Raw genomic sequence first — 26791 nt, forward strand, 5'->3', positions numbered from 1 at the left:
GACGCCTCCCCGGGGAGAAGACGTGTCAGCGCGGCTCGGCCGCCGCGCCAGTCCATCCCTCGGGGGGCACGCACAGCTCGCCACCCTTCGTCGGGAAGACCTGTCCGCAGCGCCAGTCCTGCGGGCACTGGGCGTCACTCTCGCATCGTTGCGTGCAGAAGTAGCCGACGCCGGGCTCGGGTCGGGTGTGCAGACAGATATCCGAAATACAGGCGGTGCCGTGCCCACTGTCGCAGCTCTCCCCCACCTGCTTCGAGGGACTGGACGCCTGGATGGGGCGGCGCTCGGAGAAGACCTCGCCACTGGGGGGCAAGGATGCGGCGGGCTCTCGGGCTTCACATGCCGCGAGGAGCAGAAAACTGGCGACGAACGCTCGGCGCCAGAACAGGGGTCTTGTTCTCATGATGGGGGCAGGGCAGGAGGCGGGCCTGCCCTAGCACAGGCGCCTGGTCTCGTCCGAGGCCATTCGAGCGAGGAGCCGTGCCCCGTGGGCTCCGCGTCAGCTCAGGGCGTCGCCTTGGGCGCCTTGCCCCAGTTGCCGTCCTTGAAGATGCGCACGCCCCGGCCGCCGCCGCCGCCAATCATGCCGGGCACGGTGGCCTGGATGGGCTTGCCACCGGGTGGCTGATAGACGACCCGCGCCTTGCGCGCGGACGGAATGGACGCGTGGGTGGTGTCGATCAACAGGTAGACCGTCTTACCGTCGGACTGGATGCGGTCGGTGTCGTGCTTGTGGCTGAGCTCGGCCAGCAACTCGCCGTCATCCACGGTGCTCGCCTCGCTGCCCAGCAGTCGTACCTTCACTCGCAACCACGTCTGGGCACTGCCGCCGCCCCCGGACGCATAGTCGCGCACGCCCTGGATGATGACGGCCAGGTCGGCGCCGTTGCCCGGGGCCCCCTGCGCGAGCCGCAGCCCCGTCTGCTTGCTGGAGTCCGTGTCGATCAACAACGTGGCGTTGGAGCAGCGGCTCTTGCACTCCTCGCCCCAGGGGTCCTTGTCGAAGCGCAGCCGCATGGCGAAGTCGCTGCCCTGCGGCGCGATGACGGCGTCGACGATGACCGGACGCTCCCCGTCCGCGGGCGCGGTGTACTTGAAGGTGGACCGTTCCTTGGCGACGACGCTCGAGCCGGCGAGGAGGGTGCAGACGAGCAACGGCAGAGAGCGCTTCACGGTGGGTGGACCTCCGAGAAAAAGACGCCCATTCAAGAGGGAAGAGGCCGTGGCGGCAAGTCTCAAGCGGTAGAGTCTTCCCGGGAGGTATGAGAGATGCGAATTCCCTACGTGCGTCAGCTCAAGCTGGGGCCCATGGACAACTTCGTCTACCTGGTCGGCGCGGCGGACTCTCCCGACGTCGTGGTGGTGGACCCGGCGTGGGATGTGGAGGCGATTGAGCGCGCGGTGGCGCAGGACGGCAAGCGCCTGGCCGGAGCCTTCGTCTCGCACTGCCACTTCGACCACATCAACGGTCTGCCGGATTTGCTGTCGCGGCATGACGTGCCCGTCTACGCGCAGCGCGCGGAGGTGGAGTTCTCCGCGGAGTTGCGCGAACTGAAGGACGCGCTGCGTCCGCTGGGGCCCGGGGACGCGGTGCCCGTGGGCGCCGAGGTCTTCCAGGCACTGCACACGCCAGGGCACACGCCGGGCTCCCACTGCCTGCTGGCCGGTGACGCGCTCGTGTCCGGGGACACGCTGTTCATCAACGGCTGCGGCCGGTGCGACATGAACGGGGGAGACCCGGAGGCGATGTACCGCTCACTGTCTCAGGTGCTGCTCAAGGTCCCGGACTCGACGCGGCTGTTGCCAGGGCACGACTACGCGGACGTGCCGGTGGCTCCCCTGGGTGACGTGCGTCAGAAGAACCCGTACTTCGCCTTCCCCGACGTGGCGTCGTTCGTCGCGTTCCGAATGCGCCCCCGGAAGTGAGCACTCCGTGAAGCGGGACCGGAGGGGACACGGCCCTCCGGTCCGCTCCGGTGCCGACTACGGACGCTGCTGGGCGAACATCCAGTCCCAGAAGCCCTGCAGGCCGTAGGTCTCGGACCAGCCCATGTGCGCCGTGCCCGGGTACAGCACATAGCGAACGATGGAGCTTCCCGTGGAGATGACGCCGGGTTGCGAGGTCCAGGTCTGCGTCGTCTTGCTGAACAGGTACGTCGTCGTCTGCGTGGATTGGACGAGCGGCGGGAACGCCCAGTAGTTGTAGTTCTTCGTCACGGGGAGCACCCAGGACTGCTCGCCCCACCGGTCCCCGTAGCTGCTGGCGGCCCACACGGGGACGTCCTTCATCTTGGTGAGCGTGTCACCCGGGGCGCCGATGTTGGAGGCGATGGTCGCCAGCGCCGCCAGCTCGTTCCCGTAGAGCGTGGCATAGCGCCAGGCACCCCAGCCGCCCATGCTCAGCCCCGTCAGATAGACGCGCTTGGGGTCCACCCGGTAGTTGGCGACGATGTACTGGACGAACGGACGGATTTCCGTTGGCGAGTAGTTGTCCAACCCCTGCGGGACGAAGATGAGCGCCTTCTTCTGGCCGTAGTACGTCTTCCAGGTGGTGCTGTTGCGGATGTTCCGCAGCGCCCCGTTGCGCGTCACGACCTCGTAGAGCGCCGTCGGGTTCTGCGCGACGCCCAGCTCGCCGATTCCGTTCAGGTGGATGACGACCGGGTACGTCTCCGTCGAGGTGTTGTAGCCCGGAGGGATGTACTCGCCATAGGGAAGCGGCGAGCCCGCGGGACTCGGCATGTGCACCGAAATCTGGTCTTCGACAGGGGTGATGAGCGGGGCAGGGCGGGTATCGAGTTCCTGGGCGGGAGTCTCTTCCTGGCCCGGCCCGCAGGCCGTGAGGACCGCTACGAAGACGGCGAGCGCAACGCTTCTCATGAATCCACCTCGAGGTGTGGGAGGAGTGCGGCCCTGTCTGTCTATATCTGGATTCACAAGCCCACCAGTTTCTGTTGTTTCTTGAGTTGCAATTGCATGTCCGTGGATGGAGCGTTGACAGAGGCGCGAAGGGGCCGAGCGAGGAGGAGATGGCGTGCCCGACGCCCATGTCGTAAATGTCCTGTCTGGTCGAATCCTTGTGGCGCCACACGTTGGAGAGTTCTCGGACATGAGTGGGTTGACGGATGCGGAGTTCCTGCGCGACGCCTACATCCAAGAGGGCCTGAGCCCCGTTCCTGGGGTGGTCATCGCCGCATGCACGGTGGGGGATGACTACGACAACCCCGGCAATCGCATCGGCGTGCGCAGGGACGGCGCGTGGCTGGAGTTCGAAGTGTTCGGTGAGGCGGTCCTCTCCGTGGATGCCACGGAGGCGGGACTGGCGTACGTCCTCGGAGAGAACGGGACGGTGATTCGCTTCGACTGGAAGACGCCGAGGACACGGGATGCGCTGAAGGCCTCTCGCAAGGTGTTCAAGAACGCGGCCGTCGAGGACCTCGGGCCGCTGCGTCGACTCCGCGTGCTGGGGAACGACGTCGTCTGTGTGGGCTCGGTGGGGCAGGCCTACGTGCTGGGCAAGGCACGTTTCAGCACGCTGCCCCAGCTCACCATCGACGGGGAGGACGTCACCCTCGAAGCCCTCGCGGGCCACGGCCGCGACGACTTCATGGCCGCCACCTCCGAGGGGCATCTGGCGCACTTCGACGGAAAGCGCTGGCGCCGCATCTCGCTTCCGCTGGAGACGGGCTTCAATGGCGTATGCACGCTGAAGAGCGGCTATGCCCTCTGCGGTGGCGAAGGCGCCGTCCTGCTGGGAAGCGGCGACGACTGGCGCGTCATCCGGCCTCCCGACACCGAGCGCGACTACTACGGAATCGCGACGTTCCAGGACCACGTCTACGTGGCGCATCTGGGAGGCATCGACCGGGTGGTCGGCGACAGGCTGAAGCCCGTGGCCATTTCCAAGGCGGACTCGCTGCGCTTCACCGGGCTGCGCGGCGCCGGAAATGGCGTGTGGGCGCTCGCGGACCGGACCGTCGGCTGGATTCACGACGACCGGTGGCACACGGTGGCGGCCGAGCCTCCCTCCGAGTGAGCACGGGCCCGGTTCCTTGACGCGGGACCGGAGGCGACAGCGGCCTCCGGCCCACTCACGTCACCCTGCGACTACCAGTAGACGGCGACCGACGAGACGCGGTCGTTCCACGAGTGCCAGCGGCGGAACGGCCACCAGCCCGTGTACCAGCCGTAGCTGCCCATGTTGCCGACGGCCCAGGCGCGCGCGACCCAGAGCTGGTGACCGCCGAAATAATGGTGCTCGGTCATCACCGTCCAACGGCCACACTGGGTGCTCCACATGGAGGAGATGCGGTCGTTCCACCAGCCCAGCGTGTTGTAGCCCCAGCCCGGATAGACGGAGAAGTTGGCGCCGCCGTACCACGAGTGCTCGAAGAAGACCGACCAGGGGTTGCACGGCCCAAGCTCCGCTCCCGTGGGCTGCTCGGAGGGAAACTGGCCCGTCTGGTTGAAGTACTTCGTCACGTCCGCCGTGGTGCGGAAGCCCTGCACCACCGCCTGCTCGGCGGAGCGGGCGTCCAGCACGTAGTGCGACAGGTGGATGTCCTTCTCCTGGATCTGCTTCGCGGTGTACTTCACACCGTCGACCAGGATGGGGAGCTCCGGAAGGAAGCCCTCCACGGGGGCCTGCTCGATGTCCTCACGCGCCGAGTCCTTGAGCACCTTGCTCAACGGAACGCGCACCATCTCTCCATCCCTGCTGGGAATCTCGCCCGTCTCGTGCGGGGGCACCGGCTCGATGTTCTGGGCCACGGCCGTGCCACCGGTCAGCAGCGTCGCCAGCGTCAGCGAGCCAATCAACGTCTTGAGCTTCATGTCTGCTCCTGGGGGTATGGGATTGCCCGTAGCCGGAAATAGCTACGTGGCCCGCACGTATAGTCCGTCTGTTTTGCACAAGACAAATCCGTGAAATTCCGTTTAGCGGATAAGTCTTGACCCACGTTCGGACGGACCCGGGTGCGTGCGGAATGGCAATCCCTCGCAACCTCCTGGCCCCTGGTGGAGGGCGACAGTCGCCACGGAGGATGACCGTCGCCTTGGAATGAGCAGGCCTTCGCTCAGGGGGTCAATTCAGGCGCGGATGGAAGAATCCAGCCTGTCTTTGCTGGGCGAACATCCAATCCCAGAAGGCGACGGCCTCGTACGTGGGCGTGCCGAAGTCGGTGCCCTGGGGGTGCACGGTGAAGCGCAGGGGAGAGGTCCCCGCGCCGTGGGCTCCCGTCTGGGTGGACCAGGTGTCGTTGGTGGCGTTGAACACGTACGTGAGCGTCGCGGCGGGCGCGGCGAAGGTCAGGTACTGGTCCCAGCCGTACGCCTTCGTCAGGCCGCGCAACCAGGAGTGCTGGGCCGTCCACGCATCGGCCGTCTGCCACGAGTCCACCATCCACACAGGGACGTTGACCAACTGGGTGAGCGCGGGGCCGGGGCCGCCCAGGTTCGCGCCCACGGGCGCGAGCGCGGCGATGCGGTTGCCGTGGCTGTGGCCATAATTCCACGCACCGGAGCCGCCGAGGACGCGGCCCGTGACGTAGATGCGCGACGGGTCCACGCGGTAGTTGGCGATGAGGAAGTCGACCAGGGCGTTGAGCTGCGTGGCGTCCCAGTTCGCGGAGGCGCGCGGTGCGAAGACCATGGCCTGCTTCGTGCCGAAGTACGCCTTCCAGGTGGCGTTGTCGCGGATGAGCTTGAGCGGGCCGTAGCGAGACACCATCTCCACCAACTGGGCCTCGGTGCTCGTGGTGCCCATCTCCCCGGAGTCGTGGAGCTGGAGCACCAGCGGATAGGTCGTCGTCGGAGACGTCAGGTAGCCCGGCGGCAGGTACTCCGCGTAGGCGTACGGCGCGCCCGTGGCGCTCGTCAGCCGGCCGACGAGCTGGTCCTCGGTGGTGATGGGCAGGCCCGACGAGGACACGCGATAGGTCGCGGTGACGGTGGTGGCCGCCGCGGGCATCGTCAGGGTCGTGGTCGCGGACGTCAGGTTCGCCACCGTGGCCCCGGTCCACTTGTCGAACACGTAGCCAGAGGCCGGAGCGTCGGCGGTGAGGGTGACCTGCGTGCCGCTCGTGTACTGGCCGTCGCCCGCGCCGCTGTTGACGGTGAGGGTGTACTGCGTGGGCGAGGACACGCGGTAGGTCGCGGTGACGGTGGTGGCCGTCGCGGGCATCGTCAAGGTCGTGGTCGCGGAGGTGGTGCTGGCCACCGTGGCGCCGGTCCACTGGTCGAACACGTAGCCAGGGGCCGGAGCGTCGGCGGTGAGGGTGACCTGCGTGCCGCTCACATACTGGCCGTCACCCGCGCCGCTGTTGACGGTGAGCGTGTACTGGGTGGGTGGGGGCGGCGTCGTGCCGCGCTGCTGCGCCAGCATCCAGTCCCAGAATGCCTGCGTGCCGTAGGACTCCGACCAACCGGTGTGGTCCGAGCCGGGAATCACGATGAACCGGGCGATGGCCGTCCCCGTGCTCACGGCGCCCGCCTGCGACGTCCACTGCTTCGTCGTCTTGTCGAACAGGTACGTCAGCTTCTGCGAGGTGTTGGAGATGTTCACCACCTGCGACACGTCGTAGTTCTTGGTGTAGCTGACCAGCCAGGCCTGCTGCGCGGCGATTTCGTTGTAGCTGCTGGAGGCCCAGATGGGCACGTCCTTGAGCGTGGTGAGCGTGTTGCCCGGCGCTCCGATGTTGGTGGCGAAGGGGGCGATGGCCGCCAGCTCCGCGCCATACAGGTTCGCGTACCGCCACGTCCCCCAGCCGCCCATGCTCAGGCCCGTCAGGTACACCCGCGTGGGGTCGACGCGGTAGTTGGCGACGATGAACTGCACGAACGGACGAAGCTCCGCAGGCGAGTAGTTGTCCAGGCTCTGCGGCGTGAAGACCATCACCTGCTTGTTGCCGAAGTACGTCTTCCACGTTGCGCTCGCGCGGATGTTGGCGAGCGCGCCGTGCCTCGTGGTGATGGCGTACAGCTCCGCCTCCGTCGTCGCCCGACCCAGCTCCCCCATGCCGTTGAGGTGGATGATGACCGGGTAGCTCTGGGTCGACGTCAGATAGCCCGGAGGCAGGTACTCGGAATACCCGAGGGTGGCTCCCGAGGCGCTCGGCAGGCGGGTGACAATCTGGTCCTCCACGGTGATGTTGACCGCGGAGCGCTGGACGTCGAGCGCCTGGGCAGTCGTCTCTTCGGGGCCCGTGCCACACGCGGCCAGGAACGCCACGACGACGCTGAGTACGACGCTTCTCATGGAACACCTCTCGAGCGGGAGTACGACCCGACCCACTCTAGTAGGCGTTCTGTAATTGTTTCAATGTTGCGTTTGCCACGGAGTATGAAGTGGCGGCTCAGGCCCGGCGGGCCCGGGTGCCCACCGGGGGCATCTGGATGCCCCGGGGCCGAGCGTGGAGGGACCAGTACGCGGCGACGACCAGCAGGCCCACGGCCAGTAGCGTCCACAAGGCGGCCCACACGATGGAGGGCACGTAGGTGACGTCGGCGAGCAGCGCCGCGTCGCTCTGCGCGCGCACGGTGCTGTTCCAGAGGTCATCGCGAAGGTCGAACACCGCGTACAGCGCGGTGAAGGCGGCGATGAAGAGGTTCAGGAGGTCCACCGCGCCATCCGGCAGCCACTTCGCGCATGCGCCCATCACCACCGCGGTGCCCACGCAGAAGGCCAGGGTGAACATGTCGCCCGCGTACAGCAGGCCCATGATGACGAGCCACGCGGAGGCGGCCACGAGGACGCCCCGGCGGAGCTGGAACCGGAAGGTGGCAATCAGCAGCCCGGCCCCGGCCACCGCGCTCCCCAGGTAGCCCCCCGAGTACAGGACGACCTGTCGCAGCACGCCCGGTGGGAGGCGGGACATACACAGGCCCCCCTGGTCGGCCATCAGGTGGATGCGGTCCACGGACCCACCCAGCAGCAGGGTGGCGAGCGCGTGCCCGCTCTCGTGCATCATCACCACCAGCACCTTGAGGGGCCACAGGACGGGCGAGTCCCAGAAATACCAACCCACTCCCAGCATGGCGAGCAGGAGGGCCAGGCGGCCGAGGTCGAGCTTTGCTCCGCTGGCGGTCCTCATCGTTTTCCGGGCCTCCCCTCCATCAGACACCCCAACACTTAAGCTCGGTCCCTCTTCCCGGGAAACTCCTGGCTTGCCGCGCAGCGTCGGACCCTCCGAGGGGGTCGCCTCCGGGCGCCGGACGGGGTAGGGAGTTCTCCATGAAGAAAGCGCTGCTCCTGCTCTCGCTCGTGGCTGCCCCGGCTCTGGCCGGGGAAGGGAAGTGGACCCCCCAGCAGGTGCTGGACCTGGACCCGGCGTGGCTTCGCGCCCAGGGGCTCCAGGTCTCTCCCCGGAAGCTCTGGGACCCCAAGCGTGGCACCGGCCTGCTCGCGGGCGCGGTGAACGTGGGTGGGTGTACCGGCGCCTTCATCTCCTCCACGGGCCTGGTCATCACCAACCACCACTGTGCCTTCGGCGTCATCCAGGAGCACAGCACGCCCCAGAGGGACCTCATCACCCAGGGGTTCCTGGCCTCGGAGCGCAAGGACGAGCTGCCCGGAAAGGGCGCGCGGGTGCAGGTGCCCCGCAGCTTCACGGACGTGACGGCGCAGGTGCTCGCCGCGGTGCCCCAGGGCGCGGACGACCTGGTCCGCTACAAGGCCATCGAGCGCAAGCAGAAGGAGCTGGTGGCCGAGTGCGAGAAGCGCCCTGCCACGCGCTGCCAGGTGTCCACGTTCGACGGCGGCGTCAACTACACGCTGGTGGACGCGGTGGAGCTGGTGGACGTGCGGCTCGTCTATGCGCCGCCGCGCGCGGTGGGCGAGTACGGCGGCGAGGAGGACAACTGGATGTGGCCGCGCCACACCGGTGACTTCGCCATCGTCCGCGCGTACACCGCGCCGGATGGGGCCTCGGCGCCGTACAGCGAGAAGAACGTGCCGTTCAAGGCGGAGTTCTTCTTCCCGCTGGCCACCGAGGGCGTGAAGCCGGGCGACTTCGTGATGGTGCTCGGCTACCCGGGCCGCACCTACCGCGCGCTGCTCGCGGAGGAGATGGCGGAGCGCCAGTCGCGGCTCTACCCGCGCATGCGCGACGTGTTCGGCGAGGCCATCCGCATCCTGGAGGAAGAAGGGGACAAGGACCCGGCCGGGAAGATCGCCGTCGCGTCCACCGTCAAGAGCCTGCACAACGTGCACAAGAACGCGGGCGGGCAGCTCGCGGGGCTCAAGCGCGGGAAGCTGGTGGAGAAGCAGCACCAGTCCGAAGCGGACGTGGCGGCCTGGGCCGGCAAGAACAGCGCGAAGTGGGCGAGCGCCCTGACGGCCCGCGACGCGCTGCTGGCCGAGCAGAAGGCGAACACGAAGGTATTCGAGCGCGAGTTCCTGCTCGGGTCGACTCCTCGGCTGGCCCGAGGCCCCGCGCTGGCGGTGACGCTGTCGCGGCTGGCCGCGGAGCGCGCGAAGCCGGACCTGGAGCGCCGCCCGGAGTACATGGAGCGCGAGCAGGCCCGCATCAAGGACCGCCTGGAGCGCGAGCAGAAGAACGTGTTCCTGCCGGCGGAGAAGCGGCTGCTCATGGCCTACGTGCGGCGCGCGCAGGCGCTGGGCGCGGACGAGCGCATCGCCGCCGTGGACAAGCACTTCGGCAAGGTGTTCGTGGAGAAGGACGTCGCCGCGAAGGTGGACGCGCTCTATGCCGTCACCCAGGTGCTGACGCTGTCCGAGCGCATGAAGATGGCGACGGAGACGGTCGCGCAGCTGGAGGCGCGCAAGGACCCGATGCTGGCGTTCGGCGCGGACCTGGCGCGGGAGCTGGAGGCGCTGGACGACGTGGGAGACCGTCGCCAGGGCATGTCGCTGCGGCTGCGTCCGGACTGGCGCAAGGCGGTGCTGGCGCATGCGGGCAAGCCCGTGGCGCCGGATGCGAACGGGACGCTGCGCGTGACGTTCGCCAAGGTGCAGGGCTACTCGCCGAGAGACGGCGCGGTGTACACGCCGCAGACGACGCTTACGGGCATGCTCGCCAAGCACACCGGCGAGGAGCCCTTCGACGTGCCGGAGCGCGTGTCGAAGGTCGCCGAGTCCAAGCGGTATGGCGCCTGGGCGGACAAGAAGCTGAAGGACGTGCCGGTGAACTTCCTGGCGGACGCGGACACGACGGGTGGCAACTCCGGCAGCCCCACGGTGAACGGCAAGGGGCAGTTGGTGGGCGTCAACTTCGACCGCGTCTGGGAGAACGTGGCCAACGACTTCGGCTACAACCCGGACGTGGCCCGCAACGTCAACGTGGACGTGCGGTATGTCTTGTGGATGTTGGACCAGGTGGAGAACGCGGACACGCTCTTGAGGGAGCTGGGCGTGCGCAAGGGCCCGCCCGTTGCGGGGGAGACGCGCTGATGACAGACCCGGCGGACACCGCTCCGCCCCTGCCCACCTTCCGGCCGGAAGAGCAGGTGTGCGGCAACTGCAAGCTGTGGAGCCCTCACTCGGTGGATGAGCGCCGGGGCTGGGTGGGGCCGTGTCGGCTCCAGTCCTCGCGGGGCATGTTCCCTCCGTCCGCCCCCATCTGTGACAAGTACGCGCCCCGAGGCACGGCCGTGGCCCCGGCGGCGCATTCTCCCTCGCGCGAGCGGACCGCGCGCAGCGTGGCCCCGGTGGTCATTCGCCGCCGGGTGGACCCCAATGAAGTCGTGGACCTGGAAGGGCTGAACATGACGCGTGAAGAGTTGATGGACATCTTCCGGGAGGCGTCCGGCCTGACCGACGCGCCCCCGCTCGCTGGCAAGTGGGAGGGCGGCATGGTGCGCCTGGTTCCGGGCAACCCGGAGCTGCAGGCCAAGGACCTGCCCATCGACAGCCTGTTCCACAAGGTCGTGATGGTGCGCGACAGGCTCCGAGTGCTCGAGCAGAAGCTCAACGCCCATCCGAAGCTGTCCGATGCGGAGAAGGTGGAGATGCAGAGCTACATCACCCGCGTCTACGGCTCTCTCACCAACTTCAACGTCCTCTTCAAGGACAAGGGTGACCAGTTCGTCGGCGCGAAGGGTGACGAGTAGTCGAATAGTGTCGATTTGACACGAAGGTGGCGCCGGGTGTTGACTGGCGCCATGTCCTCGACTGGCAGACCGGCGGACCACGCGGAGCGGATGTCTCGAGCCCTGTTGTCGTTGGAGGGGCTCTCCGTGGGGGATGGCTTTGGCGAGCGGTTCTTCGCGGCGCGGAGCCTGGTGGCGGAGTGGGTGGAGGCGCGCAGGCCGCCTTCCCCTCCGTGGCCGTACACGGACGACACGGAGATGGCGCTCTCCATCGTCCAGGTGCTCGACGAGCATGGGCAGGTGGAGCAGGAGCGGCTCGCGCAGCTCTTCGGCAAGCGCTACCGCGCCAACCGCTACCGGGGTTATGGCGGCACGGCGCTGGATATCCTCGAGCGCATCCACCTGGGGATGCACTGGCTGCCCGCGTCGTCCCAGGTCTTCGACGGCACGGGGTCCAAGGGCAACGGCGCGGCGATGCGGGTGGCTCCGTTGGGCGCCTACTTCGCGGGCGACTTGCGGCGCGCGGCGGACGAGGCGCGGCTCTCCGCGGAGGTGACGCACTACCATCCAGATGGACAGGCGGGCGCCGTGGCCGTCGCGGTGGCGGCGGCGTGGGCGTGTCAGGACGCGGCGACGCGCGGGCGTGCGCGCAACCTCTTCGACGTGGTGCTGGAGTACACGCCGAACGGGGCCACGCGGCGCGGGCTGGAGAAGGCTCGGGGCTGGTCGCTGGAGACGACGCCGACGGCGGCGGCGAAGGAGCTGGGCAGTGGCTTCCAGGTGTTGTCGGAGGACACGGTGCCCTTCGTGGTGTGGTGCGCGGTGCGGCACCTGGAGCACTACGAGGACGCGTTGTGGTCCACGGTGTCCGGGCGGGGCGACATGGACACGACGTGCGCCATGGTGGGCGGCATCGTCGTGCTCGTCACGGGCAGGGCGGCGATTCCCGCGTCGTGGCTGGAGGCTCGGGAGAAGCTCCAGCTTCGGGCGCTGGAGTAGCGCCGTGTGCCTCAGGGGTGGTGGCCGCGCTCTTCCATGAGGCCGAAGGTGCGCTGCCGGGCGCGGTGCAGGGTGCTCTTCACGGTGCCTTCGGGGATGCGCAGCAGGCGGGCGATTTCCGGGTAGCTGAGGCCGCGCACCTCGCGCAGGTGGAGGACCTGGCGCTGCTGCTCGTTGATTTCCTGCATGGCGTCGGTGAAGTGGCGCTCCAACTCCGCGCCCACGGCCTGGACTTCGGGCGTGAGGGGCTCGGATGGCTCCAGGCTGAGTCGCTCGCGGCGCTTGCGTGCGCGCAGCCAGTTGATGCTGCTGTTGACCATGACGCGGTGGAGCCACGTGGTCCAGGCCGCGCGTCCGCCGTAGCCAGGAGACTTCCAGGCGAGTCGGGCGAAGACGTCCTGCACCACGTCCTCCGCATCGTCCGCGTCGCCGACGATGCGGCGGGCGATGGCGAGGGCGCGGGCACGGTGCTCGTTGTAGAGCTGGGTCAGTGGCGGAAGGTCGATGACTGCGGCGTGCATCACGGGTGGGCTCCTGAACACCCCAGCGGGGACCTCCTTTGGAACGAACCGGTCGCGAAAAGGGTCTATCGGCCCGTGGCGGTGGGATTTTTCCACCGCGCATCTATCGGTACGGACAGGAGCCCGGCGCCGGGTTTCCGCTCGTACTTCAGGGCATGAAGGTGGGTAGGCTCACGGTGTCCTGGGGCCGCGTGGCGCGGGACGTGGGCGGGGTTCACGGGGTGTTCCGCCGGCCGGGTCGAACGCCGTCTGGCTCCGTGTCATCCACGGAGGAAGGTCGTGGATGGACAAGAAGATGAGGCTGGGCGGTGGGGGGGACTCGTTCCGGATTCCGCCCCTCGAGGTCGATCTCGCGACGGCTTCGACGGACATCGTCATCGTCGCCGACTCGGGGTTGGGCGTCGTCAAACGGGAACGGTTCCACGCGCACGTCGATGCGGTCCGAGCGATTCGCGGTGTTGATGCTCGACGGGCCCCGCGACACGGCGCGCCCGCCCTTCATGACGCCTGAAGGGCGGGGCTGTCGCGGGCGCTACTCCTGCTCGTCCTGCTTCGTCAGGCCCCAGTCCTTCAGGCGCTTGAACAGGGTGGAGCGGGCCACGCCCAGCTCGCGAGCCACGCGCTCGCGGTTGTTGTTGTACCGGCGCAGCGCGGCCTCGACGATCTGCCGCTCCAGCTTCTCCAGCATCTGCTCCAGCGTCATCCCAGGAGGCAGCTCCGGCACCGCGATGCCGGTCTCCTTGTTCATCTCCTGGTCGAACGTCAGGTCCGCCGCGTCGATGACCGGGCCCTTGCGGAACAACAACGCGCGGTGCACCACGTTGCGCAGCTCGCGGATGTTGCCCGGCCACATGTGTCCGCGGAGCCGCTCCACCGCCGCCGCCGAGAAGCTCACCGTCTGCCCTCGCGGCGCGTACACCTTCACGAAGTGCTCGGCCAGCGCGGGCAAATCACTCTTGCGGCTGCGCAGGGGCGGCAGGTGCAACGGAATCACGCAGAGGCGGTAGTACAAATCCTCGCGGAACTTGCCCTCGCGAGCCGCCGCCAGCAGGTCCAGGTTCGTCGCCGCCACCACCCGCACGTCCACGTGCATGGGCCGGCTGGCGCCCACGCGCTTGATTTCTCCGCTCTCCAGCGCGCGCAGCAGCTTCGCCTGCAGGTCCAGCGGCAGCTCGCCAATCTCGTCCAGGAAGAGGGTGCCGCCGTCTGCCTCCTCGAAGGCGCCCTTGCGCGCGTTCGCCGCGCCCGTGAAGGAGCCCTTCTCGTGGCCGAACAGCTCGCTCTCGATGAGCTCCTTGGAGATGGCCGCGCAGTTGACCGGCACCAGCGGCTTGTTCGCCCGCTGCGAGCACTGGTGGATGGCCTTCGCCACCAGCTCCTTGCCCGTGCCGGACTCGCCCAGAATCGTCACGGCCGCCGTGGAGGGCGCCACGCGCTCGATGAGGTCCGCCAGCCCCTTCACCGCAGTGTCGTTGCCGATGATGCCGTGGAAGGAGGCCACTTCCTTCTTGGACCCCGTCGCCGCCACCTCCAGCACCAGCTCCGTCTCACCCACCCGCAGCGTGGTGGGCAGCGTGACTTCCGCCTCGAACAGGCGCACCGGCCCCAGCCACGTGCCGTTGGTGGAGCGCAGGTCCACGACGTGGAACGTGCCTTCCCGCCGCGTCACCTTCAGGTGCTTGCTGGAGGCGAACCGGTCCTGGAGGACCAGGTCACAGCCCGCGTCCTTGCCCGCCGTGAAGCTGTCCCCGGTGAGCCGGTGCACCGACTCGTTCAGGCCCTGCTTCACGCGCACCTGCGCCGGCTGCCAGCGCGGCACCTGCGCGTCCTTCTGGATGGACGTGGTGTGGCCCACCTCGGTGGCGACATCCGCGCCCTCGCCGCCGCCGCTCAGGCGGAACACCGCGCGCCACTGACCGAGCACCAGGTCGGCGCCATCGGGCAGCTCTGCGTCGGTGACGGACGTGCCGCCCACCACGGTGCCCTTGCCGGAGAGGTCCTGCACCCGGCACCGCGTTCCGTCCCACAGCAGCGCCACCTGCTGACGGCTTACCTCCGGGTCCGGAATGGCGACGTCGCTCTGCTCGCCGCGCCCGAGCACCAACCGTGCCCGGTCCACGCCCACCCTCAACACCTCCTCGCCACGACGAAAAAACACCAGCTCCGGCATCCACGACCCTCCTGTGCGCCCGCGCTTTACACGTCCCGGCGCGCTGACTTCAACCCCACGCGTCGGGTTGGGCGCGCCCCCAGGTGCCGCGTGCTACCGACGGGGCAGGAAGGTGGGCCGGTTGAGGAAGCCGCCGAGCCTGGCCGCCCGGAAGCTCGGGTCCTTCTTGTCCGGGGGGAAGATGGTGATGCCCGCCGCCAGGAGGCCCAGCCGCTTCTGTGCCTCCGGGTCCAGCCGGAGATTCACATCCATGGCGGGCTCGCTGTACTCCAGCCGCTTGCCCAGCTTCAGCGTGCCGGTGGCCAGCGCCTCCACGTCCTCGCCCTTCAGCCGCAACTCCTGCACCGTGCCCAGGCCCTTCTCGAAGTTGATGCGGCCCACCAGCGCGCCGAGCGCCACCTGCGGCAGCTCCATGGGCATCGAGTTGCCACCGCCCATGGGGATGGACGCCTTGCCGCCCTTGATGATGAGCCCCTGTGAGTCGAGCGTCAGCTCGCCGTTCGCCTGGGACAGGTCCGGCTCCGGGCTCTTGCCCTTGGGCAGCGTCAGCGCCAGCACGCCATTGAGCTCGCCATCCAGGTCCATCCCGAGGAAGGCCGGCAGGTTGCCACCACTGGCCTTGAGCCCGTCCAGCTCCGCGCGGACCTTCATGTCGCCCAGCCAGCCCATGGAGCCCGCCACCGTTCCACCCAGCGCGTTGGCGCGAATGGCCAGCCCCGGCGGGAAGAGGGTGGGGCGCACCGCCACGCTGTCGATGACCACCGCCTCGCCCAGCTCCGCGGCGCCCGGCAGGGTTCCCTCGCCGCTGACGAGCATCGCCAGCGTCTCCGCGCTCAGCGGCTGGGGCGGCTTGCTCACCCGCACGTTGGTGGCGGTGACACCCGCCAGCCCCGGTCTCAGCGAGCCGATGCGCACGGCGAGCCCCGCCTGCGCGGCCTCCGAGACCAGGCGCGTGCGCACCGTGTCGTACGGGAAGGTGATGAGCAGGCAGAGGATGAAGGCCACGAGCGCGAACGCGCCGTAGCCCAGGATGATCTTCCAGCGCGCGAGCTTGGTGTCAGAGGACATGGGTTATTGCTTCATCCGGTAGGTGGCCACGGTGGTCCACGCCGTCAGCGTGTCATTCGGCCTCGGTTCGATGCGCAGGTACTTCACCTTCACCACGCCAGGACCGCTCTCCACCGTGCGCATGAAGTCCGTCAGCTTGCGCAGGTCCACGTCGGAGAACGTCAGCTCCACGGAGCTCTCCATGATCTTCCCGTCACCCACGCCCACGTCGCCCTTGGGCGTCATGTTGGGCACCTGGAGCCCGGCCGCCGTGGCCTTGTCCTCGATGTAGGTGATGAGCTGCACGTTGCTGGACGTCAGCTGCGTCTCCACCGCCTGCCGCGACGCCTGCGCCTCGCGATAGCTGGCCGCCAGCGCCTGCACCTCCTGCAGCTTCGCCAGCTTGTCCTGTGTGCGCTTGCGGTAGCCGGACGCGGTGTTGGCGAATGTCATCAGCACCGCGAACACGACGAACACCGCCACCGCCGCGCCGGCGATGGACACCATCCGCCGCTCACGGTCACTCAACCGCTCGAACCACGTCTGCACCGGCGCGAGCACTTCCTGAAGCCTGGCCATGACTAGCTCTCCCCCCCTTCCGCACCAGGGCACTGCACCTGCACGTCCAGGCGGAACGTCACCTTCTGCCCGTCGCGGGTGCGCTCCACCTTGCCCTGCTTCACTTCCTTGAAACACGCGTGGTTCTTGAGCGCGTTGGACAGCGTATCCACCTGCTTGGAGGAGTCCGTCTCCCCCTGCAGGATGACGCGGTCCGTGTCGATCTGGATGCGGTCGAACTTCACCGGCAGGTCCGCGGGCACCTTCTGCGTCACCTCCGCGAGCAGGTTCACCGCGGACATCCGGGGCAGCGCCGCCGCCGGGCTCTCCACGCCCTTGAGCAGGTTCAGCGCGCGGTTGTAGTCCTTCTCACACTTGCCGAGGATGCGCTGGGTCGTCTCGCACAGCGCCGCGTCCACCTGCGCCTCGCGCCGCGACAGCACGGAGTTGCGCACCACGCCGAAGGCGATGAGCAAGAGCAAGAGCGTGGCGGCGAAGGACGCCAGCAGGCCCAGCTTGTCCTTCACGTAGTCAAAGTCGCCCTTGAAGGCGAGGTCGTCGCGTCGGTAGTTGAAGCGCGGCGCACGCGCGCCCGTGGCGTTGCCTCGCAGCGCCAGCGCGTAGGCCTGCGCGGCGGACGGCTGCTCCGCGGAGGGAACCGCTTCCGAGGTGTCCGCGGGAAGCGCCAGCACGCGCACCGGCAGGTTCAAGTCCCGGGAGAGCTGCTCCGCCAGTCCCGGCATCCGCGCCGAGCCGCCACACAGCACCAGCGCGCCCACCTGCTGGCGGCTGCGCGCCGTGTAGGCCTTCAGGGTGGGGCGCAGCTCGCGCAGCACCGGCTGGAGCCCGCGCACGAAGGCCGCCGCCGCGCGCTCCGCGTCCGGCCCCTGCGCCGCGCTGGCCATGGCCCCGTGCTGCTCCTTCCAGTGATGGGCTTCGGTGAGCGAGGTCTGGAACTCCGTCGCCAGCGCCTTGCTCAAGTCCTTGCCGCCGCCCGCGAAGGTGCGCGCGAACTGCACGCCCGTGCCCGGCCGGCCAATGGCCACCGAGGTGCGCTCGTGGCCCATGTCGACCACGGCCACCACGCCGCCCTCGCCGCTGCCCTCGAAGAGGCTGGCGGCCTGCTGGAGCATGTTCTGGTAGGCCAGCGCCGGGTGCGTGACGATGCGCGGGTCCACCTTCAGCTCGCCCAGCATGTCGAGCAGCGACTTCAGCTCCGCCCTGCGCACCACGCCCACCAGCAGGTCGCTGGCCTTCTCCTTGCCGTCCGTCTCCTTCTGGCCCACGACCTGGTAGTCGTAGACGACGTCGGAGATGTCGAACGGGAGCAGGCTGCCAATCTCGAAGGGCAGCGTCGCTTCAATCCGCTTCCCGTCGGAGAACGGCAGGCTCAGCGAGTGGGTGATGAGCGCGGGGCCGGGCAGGGCGACCACGACCTGGTCGGCGTGACCCGGTGGCAGCTTGCCAATCAGCTCCTGCACCGCGGCGCGCAGCGTGTCGGCGCGCTCGCCCTCCTGGGCGCGGCGCACCTCCACGTAGCTCCGGGTGGCGTGTCCTTTCGTCCGCGCCTCCAGCACCACGCCCTTCACGGAGTGGCTGCCCAAATCGAGGCCAAGAATGCGGGCCATGTTATTCCTCTCTCCAGTACAGGAGCCTGCCCAGCGTGTCGTCCAGCCGGACCACTGCGGTCAGCGTCTTCTGCACGTTGCCCGCCTCTCCCACGGATTTGATGGTGAACGTCTGACTCTTGTCGCCGATGAGGCGATTGCCCGCCACGTTGGACTTCACGGCGGGATTGACGACGATGCCCGCGCTCTCCACCACGGCGACGAAGTCCTGCACGCCCATGCCGAAGAAGCTGAACATGCGCGCGCTGCGGATGCGGGTGATGAGCTCGTTGAGGAACACCGGGTCCTTCAATCGCGGGTCCGGCCGGGCCGGGTCCGCCACGGACATGATGGCCAGCCCCATCATCACCGGGTCATCCGTGTTGATGTTGGGCCGGGAGTTGATGTCCGGGTACACCGTGAGCCTGTCACGGAACGCCGACATGAACTGGTCATTCACCCCGTGCACCCGGTACAGCTCGTCGATGCTGTCGAAGCGCGCGTTCTTCGGCTCGTAGCTCGGCTCGTAGCGACTGTAGGGCGAGCCCTCGTCGGAGAAGCCGGAGGGCATGGGGTTGACGGGGTCCGCCGGGTTGATGGTGGAGCCCGTCTCGTCGTCGTCCGCCCAGTCCTTGATGGCCAGCATCACTTCCCGCGGATTGCCGCGGACCTTGTTCGCGTCGTCGCGCTCCCAGAGGAACTCGAAGCGCTTGTCTTCGAGCATGTCCAACATCCGCAGCGCCGTGGGAAGCGCGTCGCCCGCGCCCGCCACCAGCCGGTGCACGTTGAGCTTCTCCTCCTCGTCGGAGATGGTGGACAGGAAGCAGCCCTCGAAGCCGCCGAACGAGCGGCGCGTCATCTGCTGCGACATCTCCCGCGACGCCGGGTCCTCGCCGTCCTTCATGTCGAAGTTCGGGTCGTCCTCGTCCACGGGGGCCAGTGGCGGAGCGTCGTTTTCGGGCTCCAGGCCCTCGCTCTTCACCATGCCCTTGAGCATGTGGCAGTCCACCCGCGCCATCTTCCAGAGCTGGAGGTTGAGCGACGTCGGCTGCGGGGTGTTGCCCTGATTGCCCTGGTTGCCCATCAGGCTGCCCAGCAGCGACGCGGGGTTGGGGATGGGCGTCTGGTCCACCTGCTTCTGGAAGCGAAGCAGGAGCCGCGACAGCGCCACGCCCGAGCGCGCCATGTAATACGCGCGCACCTCGTCCCGCTGATTGGCCGCGAGTTGGAGGTCGACCCGGCTGTTGTAGGCGAACTCGGTGGCGATGACCGTGAGGAGCGCGATGGAGACCACCGCGATGATGAGCGCCACGCCACGCGGGCGACGCTCCCCACCAGGGCCGCGCGCGGCTCCGGACGTGGGCGGACTGGGACGGCGCCGCCGGGGCGTCTGCTGGAAGAAGGGCAGGGGCATCAGTACCTCGGCAGCTCGGTGTTCAACATGATGCGCGCCTGGGTGGAGTAGCGCGCCTCCTTGCCCGTCTCGTCCACGGCGGTAATCGACATCCGCACGCGCGTGGGCAGGATGGTCTTCTGCTCCGTGCGGCGGGTGTCCCACTCGTCATCCCATTCCTTCTTCTCGGAGTTCCAGTACTCGAACTCCAGCTTCTTGGCGCCCTCGAACAGCACGTCCGTCGTGCCGCCCCGGTCCATGCGGTCATCCACGTTGGGATTCACGCGGCGCTTGAGGTCCACGCGGCCCTTGGCGGCCCGGTCGTCGGAGGCCTCCAGGAAGTACTCCACCACCGCCTGGTCGGACTCCTTCACGTCCGTGTACAGCCGCTGGTGGGCGAACGTGGTGAACAGCAGTCGGTCGCTTTCGCCCACGAAGTTGGTGGGGCGGTCCTGCTGGTCGCGGAAGCGCTTCAGGTCGAACCTGTCGCTCACGTACGCGGAGCCAATCTCCCGGGCCATCCGGTTCATCGCCACCCGGACCTGCCGGTAGCGGTCCGCGTCCTCCTCCACCGACTCCTTCGCCGTCAGGCCCGTCTGGAAGGCCATGGCCACCACCGTGCCCATCAGGGCGGTGATGGCCACCGCCACCATGACCTCCATCAGCGTGAAGCCGCGCGCGCGCCCGGTCCTCATCGGTCGTTCCTCTGCTGCATGCCGGGGAAGTTCGGAATCGACGGACGACCGCCTCCGAAGATGCCGCCGCCCGGGTTGGGAACGACGCCGCCGTTACCGCCGCCTCGCTGCGGCTGGCTGCCGCCATTGGCGCGCTGCAGCCACTCCGAGCGGCGCATCAGCGGCTTGCGCGTCTCAGGATGGAGCATGGTGCCGTTGGGGCCGGGGATGGGGTTCTGCACGATCATCCCCGGGCTGTCGGGGTCCACCCACTGGTTGTCGGCGCCCGGCGTGGTGCCCTGCGTGGCCGTGAAGCCGCCGTTGCGGTCCGAGCCCGGCCCGAGCGACACCACGTGCGTCACCAGGTCGATGCTCTCCAACTGGGTGCCCTCCTGCCAGTACACGGTGAGGTGCACCTCGCGCACCGTCTGGGTGAGCTGCTGCACCATCTGCGTGAACATGGGCTGCGCCATGCCCATGGCCGCGCCCCCCAGGCCTCCGCCCGCGGGCTGCGGTCCACTGGAGGCGCCATCCTTGCCGCCACCGGCACCTCCGCCGAACAGACTGGCGATGCCGCTCATCGGGTCATCCGAGTCCCCTCCGCCGATGGGCAGGTTGAAGAGGGCGCCGATGAGCTGGTCCGGCGACACGCCGTCCAGCTTCGGGGCGATGATGCGCGCCTTCCACTTGAACTGGGACCAGCCCTCGTCGGAGAAGTCGCCGGACTCCTCGTCGTCGTCGGGCGAGAAGCCGTCGTCGTAGAGCTTCTGCTCCACGTCCGTCATCTTCGCGCGCGCCAGGAGCGAGGCCACCGTGAGGCGCTTGGTGTAGACGTGGTTGGACACCGCGCCCGCGTTCAGGTCGAAGATGGCCATCAACGCGAGGCCCAGGATGGCCAGCGCCACGACGACTTCCAGCAGCGTGAAGCCCGAGGCGCGCCTCATCGCGGCACCTCCAGCACGTCGTTCGCGATGGTCACCTTGCCGGTGAGCGGGGACACGTCCAGCGTCCAGGCGTTGTCGCCCTGGCTCACGTACACGTACGCCTTCTCCGTGTACCCCTGCGGGAAGAAGTAGAGGTACGCCACGCCGTTGTCGACGGCCTCCTTCTGCTGGCGCGTCCACACCGACACGCGCACGTCCGCGGGCAGGTCCCTGGCCGGCACTTCCTCCGAGGTGAACGAGGAGAAACGCGCCGCGTTCTGCACGCGCTCCTTTTCTCCGTCCATCAGCTCCTGCGCGCTGGGCGCGTCTCCGCCCGAGGCCACGTAGCTGCGGCGCTCCTCGTTGCCCTGGGTGTTGCCCCGGTTGGAGCGCCGGGCCTGCTCGCGCTCGCGGTTCTCGTCGCGCAGGGCGGTGTCGCGGTCCCTGGACGTCGTCACCGCGCTCTCGGCGCACTCGGCATGGTAGCGCGTGGCCTTCTCCTCCTTGGGGTCCGGAATCTCGAAGACCAGCCGGCACGTCTTGCCGCGCAGGGCCGCCGAGTCGTAGAGCGAGCGGATGGTGCCCGCAAGCTCCCCCGCGGCGCCCTTGGCCTTGGCGCCCGTGAGCGAGCCGATGCCCATCACCGCCGCGGAGAACAGCATCGCGACGATGATGATGGCGATGGAGATCTCGATGAGCGTCAGGCCGCGCTGGGCTCGGTGGAGCGTGCGCCGCCCGGTCGCTGTCCTGACACGCGTCATGGTTGCCCCCAGTCCGTCAGCACGCCCCCGCTGCTCAGGTCAGCGTCCGTTCCCACGCCGCCCTTCTTCCCGTCCGCCCCGTAGGAGATGACGGCGCCATTCCTGCCATCCATCCAGTAGACGTACGGGTGACCCCACGGGTCCAACGGCACGGAGTCGATGAGCTTCGCCTCGATGAGCGGCGTGAAGCCCTGCTCCTTCGACGGGAAGCGCCCCATCAGCCGGTTGTGCGCCTTGAACAGGCCCTCCAGCTTGCGAATCTCTCCGCGAGCCCGGCGCTGCTCCGGCACCAGCGAGCGGTCGTCCGTCACGTACACGAGGACGAACGCCAGCACGGTGGCCACCAGGAAGATGGCCGCCAGCAGCAGCCGCCCCTTCGTCTGGGGGCGCAGGGCCCCCGCGGGCGAGGGCATCTGGGATGGAAGTGAGGTTTGCACGTTCATACCCGAAGCCCTGTCAACACGCGGGGTGCGCTACTTCTTCACTTGTTCTTGGCGGAGGCGCCGTCCGCGGAGGAGATGTCCGCGTCGTTGCCCTCGCCGCCGGCGGTGCCGTCCGCGCCGTAGGAGATGATGACGGGCTTGCCGCCCTCGTTCAGGTACACGTAGTCGTTGTTCCACGGGTCCTTGGGCATCTGCTCCAGCGACTGGGTCTCCACCAGCGCGTTGAGGCCCGAGGACGTGTCCGGGTACTTCCCCTTCTTCGTGTAATAGAGCTTCAGCGCGCCCTGGATGCTCTTGATATCCAGGGAGGCCCTGTCCCTTCGGGCCGCCTCGAGCTGCGGAATCACCGCCACGCCGACGGCGGCGGCGATGAGGCCGAGGATGGTGATGACCACCATGATTTCGATGAGGGTCATGCCGCGGCGGTTGCGGCGGCGGCGCTGCTGCGAGTGGGTGTTCTGGCTCATGTCTGCTCTCACCTCGGGGTGACTTTCTGGCAAGCCACCGCATCGTGTTCAGGACTTCCTGTCAGGGTGCCCGGGGCCCGTCCACCACCCCTGCGGGCGGCACGGGGGCTCGGGGCCCGTAGAGTCGGGCCCCCACCGTCACCAGCGCCGCCGCGAGGGCAATCATCGCCGCGAGCGTCGCGCGCTGAATCCAACGGTCGAGCGTGTCATTCGTCATGTCCCTGGCACCTCACCGGATGGCCGAGTTCACCTGGAGAATCGGCAACAGGATGGAGAGGGCGACGAATGCAATCACCGCGCCCATCACCACGATGAGCAGGGGCTCGAGGAGCGAGGTGAGTGCGCCAATGCGCACGTTCACCTGCGTCTCGTAGTTGTCCGCGACGTTGGTGAGCATGTCCTCCAGCTGTCCGGACCGCTCTCCAATGGCGACCATGTGGTACACCAGCGGCGGAAACTCCCCGGAGCGCTTGAGCGGAGTGGCGATGCTCTCGCCCTCGCGGATGGAGTCGCGGGCCTTTTCGATGACTTCGGCCAGCACGGTATTCGTCATGATGGCCTTGACGATGTCCATGGCCGCCAGCAGCGGGACGCCGCTCTTGAGCAGCGTGGACAGCGTGCGGGCGAAGCGGGAGATGGACAGCAGGCGGACGAGGCTGCCGACGACGGGCGCCTTCAGCACGAAGCGGTCCCACTTCGGCTTGCCCTTGGGGCTCTTCGTCCAGCGCATGAAGAGCCACACGCCCAGGGCCATCATCGGCACGGCGACGAACCACCAGTTCTGGAAGAAGTTGCTCGTGGCGATGAGGATGCGCGTGCTCAAGGGCAGCGTGGCCTTCATCGTCTCGAAGATCTTGGTGACCTTCGGCACCACGAACACCATCAGCGCCACGAGGATGCCGCCGCCCACCACCATCATGATGGCGGGGTAGAGCATGGTGCTGAGGATCTTCTGCTGCAGCCGGGCCTGGTTCTCCGTGAAGTCGGCCAGGCGCGTGAGCACCGCGTCCAGCGCGCCGGACGCCTCGCCCGCGCGCACCATGTTCACGTAGATGTTGGGGAAGATTTTCGGGTGCTGAGCGAGCGCGTCCGCCAGCGTCGAACCCTCGTTGACGCGCTGCTTGATGTCGGAGAGGGCGCGCTTGAAGCGCTCCTTCTCCACCTGGTCGACCAGGGCGGTGAGCGACTCCACCAGCGTGACGCCGGCGCCCAGCAGCGTGGACAGCTGCCGGGTGAAGATGGCGACGTCGTCGGTGTTGACGCGGCCCCGGCCCAGCTTGCGCAGGTCGATGTCGCGCGACACCTGCGCCGCGTTGGCGCCCTTGGACACCGCGCCCCGGCTGCCTTCCGCCTGGGCCAGCACGTCCGTGAGGAACACGCCGTCGGCGCGCAGCTTGGAGCGCAGCGTCTTGGGCGAGTCGGCTTCCAACAGGCCCTTGATCTGCTTGCCCGCGGAATTGAGACCTCTGTACTCGAAGACCGGCATGGCTCGATGACCCCGGCCCCTCCCAGGGAGGAGCTGTCGGTTACATGTCCTCCTGGGTGATGCTCAGCACTTCGGCGATGGTCGTCTCGCCCAGCGAAATCTTCCGCGCGCCGTCTTCCAGCAGGGTGATCATCCCCTTGCTCGTGGCGGACTTCTTGATGGTGGAGGCGTCCACGTTCTTCAGCACCAGCTGGCGCACGTCGTCGTCCACGGGCAGGAACTCGTAGATGCCCGTGCGGCCGCGGTAGCCATTGCGGTTGCACGTGGGGCAGCCCACGGCCTTGTAGATGCGGTCCGTCCCGTAGCGCGCCTTGAACGAGGCGAGCGAGTGCCCCAGCTCCTTCAGCTCCACGTCCGTGGGCTGGTAGGCCACGCGGCAGTCGGGACACACCCGGCGCACCAGTCGCTGGGCGAGGATGCCGGTGAGCGACGAGGCCACCAGGAAGGGCTCCACGCCCATGTCCACCAGACGGGTGACGGCGCCCGCGGCGTCGTTGGTGTGCACCGTGGAGAGCACCAGGTGGCCCGTGAGGGAGGCCTGGATGGCGATCTCCGCCGTGTCCTTGTCGCGAATCTCGCCCACCATGATGACGTCCGGGTCCTGGCGGAGGAACGAGCGCAGGCCCTGGGAGAAGGTGAGGCCGATCTTCGGGTTGATGGCCATCTGGCCAATGCCCTTGAGCTGGTACTCGACCGGGTCCTCGACGGTGAGGATGTTCAGGTCGGAGGTGTTGATCTTCGACAGGGCGCCGTAGAGCGTCGTCGTCTTGCCGGAGCCCGTGGGGCCGGTGACGAGGACGATGCCGTGCGAGCGCTTGATGACCGCCTCCATCGCGTGGAGCGTCACCTGGCTCATGCCAATCTCCGCCAGGTCCAGGAGCGTCGCCGTCTTGTCCAACAGACGCATGACGATGCGCTCCCCGTTCGTGGTGGGGATGGTGGACAGACGGATGTCGATGTCGCGGCCGGCCAGCTTGATGCGGATGCGGCCGTCCTGCGGAAGGCGCTTCTCCGCGATGTTGAGCTGCCCCATCACCTTCACGCGGCTGACGATGGCGTTCTGGTAGCGCTTGGGCGGCTTGATGACTTCCTGGAGCACACCGTCCACGCGGAAGCGCACGAGCAGCTCCCGCTCCATGGGCTCGATGTGGATATCGCTCGCGCGCTCCTTGGCGGCGCGGAAGAGCACGGAGTTCACCAGCCGGATGACCGGTGCCTCGTCGTCCGTGTCCAGGAGGTCCTGCGGCTCGTCCAGCTCGTGGGCGAGCGCGTCCAGGTCCTGCGTCTCCATCTCGTCGACCAGCTGCTCGGCCTCGTTGATGGAGCGGTCATAGACGCTGTTGATGGCGTCGGTGATGGTGGAGGCCAGCGCGAGCCGGGGGCTGATGCTCTGCCCCAACAGCAGCCGCGCGTGGTCCATGGTGGACGTGTCCAGCGGGTCCGCCACCGCCAGCACCACCGCGTCACCCTCCACGGACAGCGGGAGGATGTGCGACTGCTTGGCGAAGTTGATGGGGATGCGCTTGACCAGCTCCGCGTCCACCTCCTCCGTGAAGATGCGCGCCAGGTAGGGCAGGTCCAACTGGTGCCCCAGGGCCTTGACGACGTCCTCCTCGGAGACCGCCTTGAGGCCCACCAGCACCTCACCGATGCGCCCACCCTTCTCCTCCTGGGCGGCGAGCGCCTCGTGGAGCTTCTCCTCGGTGAGCGAGGGGACGAGCGCGCGAAGGATTTCCCCCAGGGGCCTTCCGCAGAGGAAGGCCTGCCCGTGGGCGACGACCTGGGTGGAGTCGTTCCGGGCGGTGGCCGCGCCGGGCGCGGCGGTGGCGAGGGTGGGGTCGGCGGTCACGTTCATGGGCTCTTAGTTCCCCGATTCAGGCTGGATGCGCAGGCGCTCTGGCGACGCGTCTCCGGAGGACTCCGGAGACGGCGCTTCGGGCGTCGGGGCCGCGGGGGCTGACTCTTCGGAACCCGCGGGGGGCGGAGCCACTTCCCGCACCTCCGGCTCAGGCGACGGGGCAGGCGTGGGCCGCGTGGACGGCGCGGAGTCCTGGCGAGCAGGCGAGGAGGAACTCGGTCCGATGACCTTCTCCCCGTGGAGCCCGGGGCCGCCGTTCTCCGCGCGGTTGCGCTCCCGGATGACGGCCTGGTTCATGCGCGACAGCGGACCGGGCTTGCGGCTGAAGTCCACCGCCACGTCGTAGCCCGGCACCTGGCCGTAGAACTGCTCCACGAACTGCTGCCGCTCCTTCATCTTGCGCTCGAAGATGGTGCGGAAGTCCTCCGGGCCCCGGATGATGTAGGGCGTCAGGAACAGCAGCAGGTTCGTCTTCGTCTTCTTGCGCGACGTCTCCCGGAAGAAGTTGCCGATGATGGGGATGTCGCCGAGCACCGGGACCTTGGTGACGGACTCGATGGTGCGGTCCTGCATGATGCCGCCCAGCACCACCGTCTCCTGGTCCTTGGCGATGACCGTCGTCTTCGCGCTGCGCTTGCTCGTCGTCGGACCGAGCACCGGGTCATTGGAGGCGATTTCCTCCGTCTGCTCCGTGATGACCATGCGGATGTAGTCGCTGTCGTTGATCTGCGGCTTGACGGTCAGCTTCAGCTCCACGTTCTGGCGCTGGATGGGCGCGTACAGCGAGCCCAGACCGCCCAGACCGGCGAGCAGCGACGGATTGAGGCCACCCGCCGCC

At 68.3% G+C, this 26791-nt stretch carries 27 protein-coding genes; 6 read left to right on the forward strand and 21 right to left on the reverse strand.

From position 1 onward, the window contains the following. Positions 1-25: 25 nt before the first annotated feature. Together FJV41_RS18570 and FJV41_RS18575 are read right to left on the reverse strand one after the other, a co-directional pair. On the reverse strand, positions 26-313 hold the full coding sequence (locus FJV41_RS18570) for a hypothetical protein (RefSeq protein WP_181790751.1): 288 nt from the start codon (positions 311-313) through the stop codon (positions 26-28). A 191-nt stretch (positions 314-504) separates the two neighbouring features. Beyond that, positions 505-1173: a hypothetical protein gene (locus FJV41_RS18575; protein WP_141643850.1), complete on the reverse strand. Its 669-nt coding sequence runs from the start codon at positions 1171-1173 to the stop codon at positions 505-507. A gap of 96 nt (positions 1174-1269) precedes the next feature. Here FJV41_RS18575 and FJV41_RS18580 point away from each other — a divergent pair, with 96 nt between their 5' ends. After that, positions 1270-1926, forward strand: a complete 657-nt coding sequence (locus tag FJV41_RS18580) for an MBL fold metallo-hydrolase (RefSeq protein WP_141643851.1) — start codon at positions 1270-1272, stop codon at positions 1924-1926. A 57-nt stretch (positions 1927-1983) separates the two neighbouring features. Here the strand turns inward: FJV41_RS18580 and FJV41_RS18585 are convergent, their stop codons facing one another. After that, on the reverse strand, positions 1984-2880 hold the full coding sequence (locus tag FJV41_RS18585; protein ID WP_141643852.1) for a carboxylesterase family protein: 897 nt from the start codon (positions 2878-2880) through the stop codon (positions 1984-1986). 229 nt (positions 2881-3109) lie between these two features. Here FJV41_RS18585 and FJV41_RS18590 point away from each other — a divergent pair, with 229 nt between their 5' ends. Next, entirely contained in the window at positions 3110-4036 is a 927-nt protein-coding gene (locus tag FJV41_RS18590) for a hypothetical protein (protein WP_141643853.1), read from the forward strand. 71 nt (positions 4037-4107) lie between these two features. Here the strand turns inward: FJV41_RS18590 and FJV41_RS18595 are convergent, their stop codons facing one another. The 3 genes from FJV41_RS18595 to FJV41_RS18605 form a co-directional block, all read right to left on the reverse strand. After that, a complete protein-coding gene (locus FJV41_RS18595; protein WP_141643854.1) occupies positions 4108-4833 on the reverse strand; it encodes a hypothetical protein in 726 nt (241 codons plus the stop codon). A gap of 250 nt (positions 4834-5083) precedes the next feature. Beyond that, a complete protein-coding gene (locus FJV41_RS18600; protein ID WP_141643855.1) occupies positions 5084-7255 on the reverse strand; it encodes an InlB B-repeat-containing protein in 2172 nt (723 codons plus the stop codon). Between the two features lie 97 nt (positions 7256-7352). Further along, the gene (locus FJV41_RS18605; RefSeq protein ID WP_141643856.1) at positions 7353-8090 is read right to left on the reverse strand and encodes a M50 family metallopeptidase; all 738 of its coding nucleotides are present in this window, start codon (positions 8088-8090) and stop codon (positions 7353-7355) included. Positions 8091-8230: 140 nt separating this feature from the next. On the opposite strand from FJV41_RS18605, the gene FJV41_RS18610 reads away from it, so the two are divergent. The 3 genes from FJV41_RS18610 to FJV41_RS18620 all read left to right on the forward strand — a co-directional run bounded on the left by FJV41_RS18610 (position 8231) and on the right by FJV41_RS18620 (position 12045). Beyond that, the gene (locus FJV41_RS18610) at positions 8231-10408 is read left to right on the forward strand and encodes a S46 family peptidase (RefSeq protein WP_141643857.1); all 2178 of its coding nucleotides are present in this window, start codon (positions 8231-8233) and stop codon (positions 10406-10408) included. Continuing rightward, on the forward strand, positions 10408-11067 hold the full coding sequence (locus tag FJV41_RS18615) for a DUF8685 domain-containing protein (RefSeq protein WP_141643858.1): 660 nt from the start codon (positions 10408-10410) through the stop codon (positions 11065-11067). Before FJV41_RS18610 ends, FJV41_RS18615 begins: the two co-directional genes overlap by 1 nt. Before the next feature lie 90 nt (positions 11068-11157). After that, positions 11158-12045, forward strand: coding sequence for an ADP-ribosylglycohydrolase family protein (locus FJV41_RS18620; RefSeq protein ID WP_141643872.1), 888 nt, complete (start codon positions 11158-11160; stop codon positions 12043-12045). A gap of 11 nt (positions 12046-12056) precedes the next feature. Here FJV41_RS18620 and FJV41_RS18625 read toward each other — a convergent pair whose 3' ends face one another. Next, on the reverse strand, positions 12057-12566 hold the full coding sequence (locus FJV41_RS18625; protein WP_141643873.1) for an RNA polymerase sigma factor: 510 nt from the start codon (positions 12564-12566) through the stop codon (positions 12057-12059). Between the two features lie 283 nt (positions 12567-12849). Here FJV41_RS18625 and FJV41_RS18630 point away from each other — a divergent pair, with 283 nt between their 5' ends. Beyond that, positions 12850-13077 carry a hypothetical protein gene (locus FJV41_RS18630; RefSeq protein ID WP_141643859.1) on the forward strand — a complete coding sequence of 76 codons (228 nt, stop codon included), beginning with the start codon at positions 12850-12852 and terminating at the stop codon, positions 13075-13077. A gap of 21 nt (positions 13078-13098) precedes the next feature. Here FJV41_RS18630 and FJV41_RS18635 read toward each other — a convergent pair whose 3' ends face one another. The 14 genes from FJV41_RS18635 to FJV41_RS18695 all read right to left on the reverse strand — a co-directional run. Further along, a complete protein-coding gene (locus tag FJV41_RS18635) occupies positions 13099-14736 on the reverse strand; it encodes a sigma 54-interacting transcriptional regulator (RefSeq protein ID WP_141643860.1) in 1638 nt (545 codons plus the stop codon). A gap of 93 nt (positions 14737-14829) precedes the next feature. Then, positions 14830-15804: a type II secretion system protein GspN gene (gene gspN, locus FJV41_RS18640; RefSeq protein WP_141643861.1), complete on the reverse strand. Its 975-nt coding sequence runs from the start codon at positions 15802-15804 to the stop codon at positions 14830-14832. Positions 15805-15807: 3 nt separating this feature from the next. Next, positions 15808-16362, reverse strand: coding sequence for a type II secretion system protein M (locus FJV41_RS18645; protein WP_141643862.1), 555 nt, complete (start codon positions 16360-16362; stop codon positions 15808-15810). 2 nt (positions 16363-16364) lie between these two features. Next, a complete protein-coding gene (pilM, locus tag FJV41_RS18650) occupies positions 16365-17969 on the reverse strand; it encodes a pilus assembly protein PilM (RefSeq protein WP_141643863.1) in 1605 nt (534 codons plus the stop codon). A gap of 1 nt (position 17970) precedes the next feature. Next, positions 17971-19362: a type II secretion system minor pseudopilin gene (locus tag FJV41_RS18655; RefSeq protein ID WP_141643864.1), complete on the reverse strand. Its 1392-nt coding sequence runs from the start codon at positions 19360-19362 to the stop codon at positions 17971-17973. Beyond that, positions 19362-20036, reverse strand: coding sequence for a PulJ/GspJ family protein (locus FJV41_RS18660; RefSeq protein WP_141643865.1), 675 nt, complete (start codon positions 20034-20036; stop codon positions 19362-19364). Before FJV41_RS18660 ends, FJV41_RS18655 begins: the two co-directional genes overlap by 1 nt. After that, a complete protein-coding gene (locus FJV41_RS18665) occupies positions 20033-20959 on the reverse strand; it encodes a type IV pilus modification PilV family protein (RefSeq protein ID WP_141643866.1) in 927 nt (308 codons plus the stop codon). The genes FJV41_RS18660 and FJV41_RS18665 overlap by 4 nt, the downstream gene beginning before the upstream one ends. Further along, positions 20956-21699 carry a prepilin-type N-terminal cleavage/methylation domain-containing protein gene (locus FJV41_RS18670; protein ID WP_141643867.1) on the reverse strand — a complete coding sequence of 248 codons (744 nt, stop codon included), beginning with the start codon at positions 21697-21699 and terminating at the stop codon, positions 20956-20958. Before FJV41_RS18670 ends, FJV41_RS18665 begins: the two co-directional genes overlap by 4 nt. After that, complete coding sequence (locus tag FJV41_RS18675; protein WP_141643868.1) at positions 21696-22142, reverse strand: type II secretion system protein GspG; 447 nt, start codon at positions 22140-22142, stop codon at positions 21696-21698. Before FJV41_RS18675 ends, FJV41_RS18670 begins: the two co-directional genes overlap by 4 nt. 38 nt (positions 22143-22180) lie before the next feature. Beyond that, complete coding sequence (gspG, locus tag FJV41_RS18680) at positions 22181-22609, reverse strand: type II secretion system major pseudopilin GspG (RefSeq protein WP_141643869.1); 429 nt, start codon at positions 22607-22609, stop codon at positions 22181-22183. Positions 22610-22670: 61 nt separating this feature from the next. Beyond that, positions 22671-22826, reverse strand: a complete 156-nt coding sequence (locus FJV41_RS52350) for a hypothetical protein (RefSeq protein ID WP_174457160.1) — start codon at positions 22824-22826, stop codon at positions 22671-22673. A gap of 12 nt (positions 22827-22838) precedes the next feature. After that, positions 22839-24095 carry a type II secretion system inner membrane protein GspF gene (gene gspF / locus FJV41_RS18685; RefSeq protein ID WP_141643870.1) on the reverse strand — a complete coding sequence of 419 codons (1257 nt, stop codon included), beginning with the start codon at positions 24093-24095 and terminating at the stop codon, positions 22839-22841. 40 nt (positions 24096-24135) lie between these two features. Further along, complete coding sequence (gene gspE, locus FJV41_RS18690) at positions 24136-25950, reverse strand: type II secretion system ATPase GspE (RefSeq protein WP_141643871.1); 1815 nt, start codon at positions 25948-25950, stop codon at positions 24136-24138. A 6-nt stretch (positions 25951-25956) separates the two neighbouring features. Then, positions 25957-26791: secretin GspD/PilQ domain-containing protein (locus FJV41_RS18695; RefSeq protein ID WP_497812659.1), on the reverse strand; the 835-nt coding region annotated here is incomplete at its 5' end.

The sequence above is a fragment of the Myxococcus llanfairpwllgwyngyllgogerychwyrndrobwllllantysiliogogogochensis genome, from assembly GCF_006636215.1.
Taxonomy (GTDB): domain Bacteria; phylum Myxococcota; class Myxococcia; order Myxococcales; family Myxococcaceae; genus Myxococcus; species Myxococcus llanfairpwllgwyngyllgogerychwyrndrobwllllantysiliogogogochensis.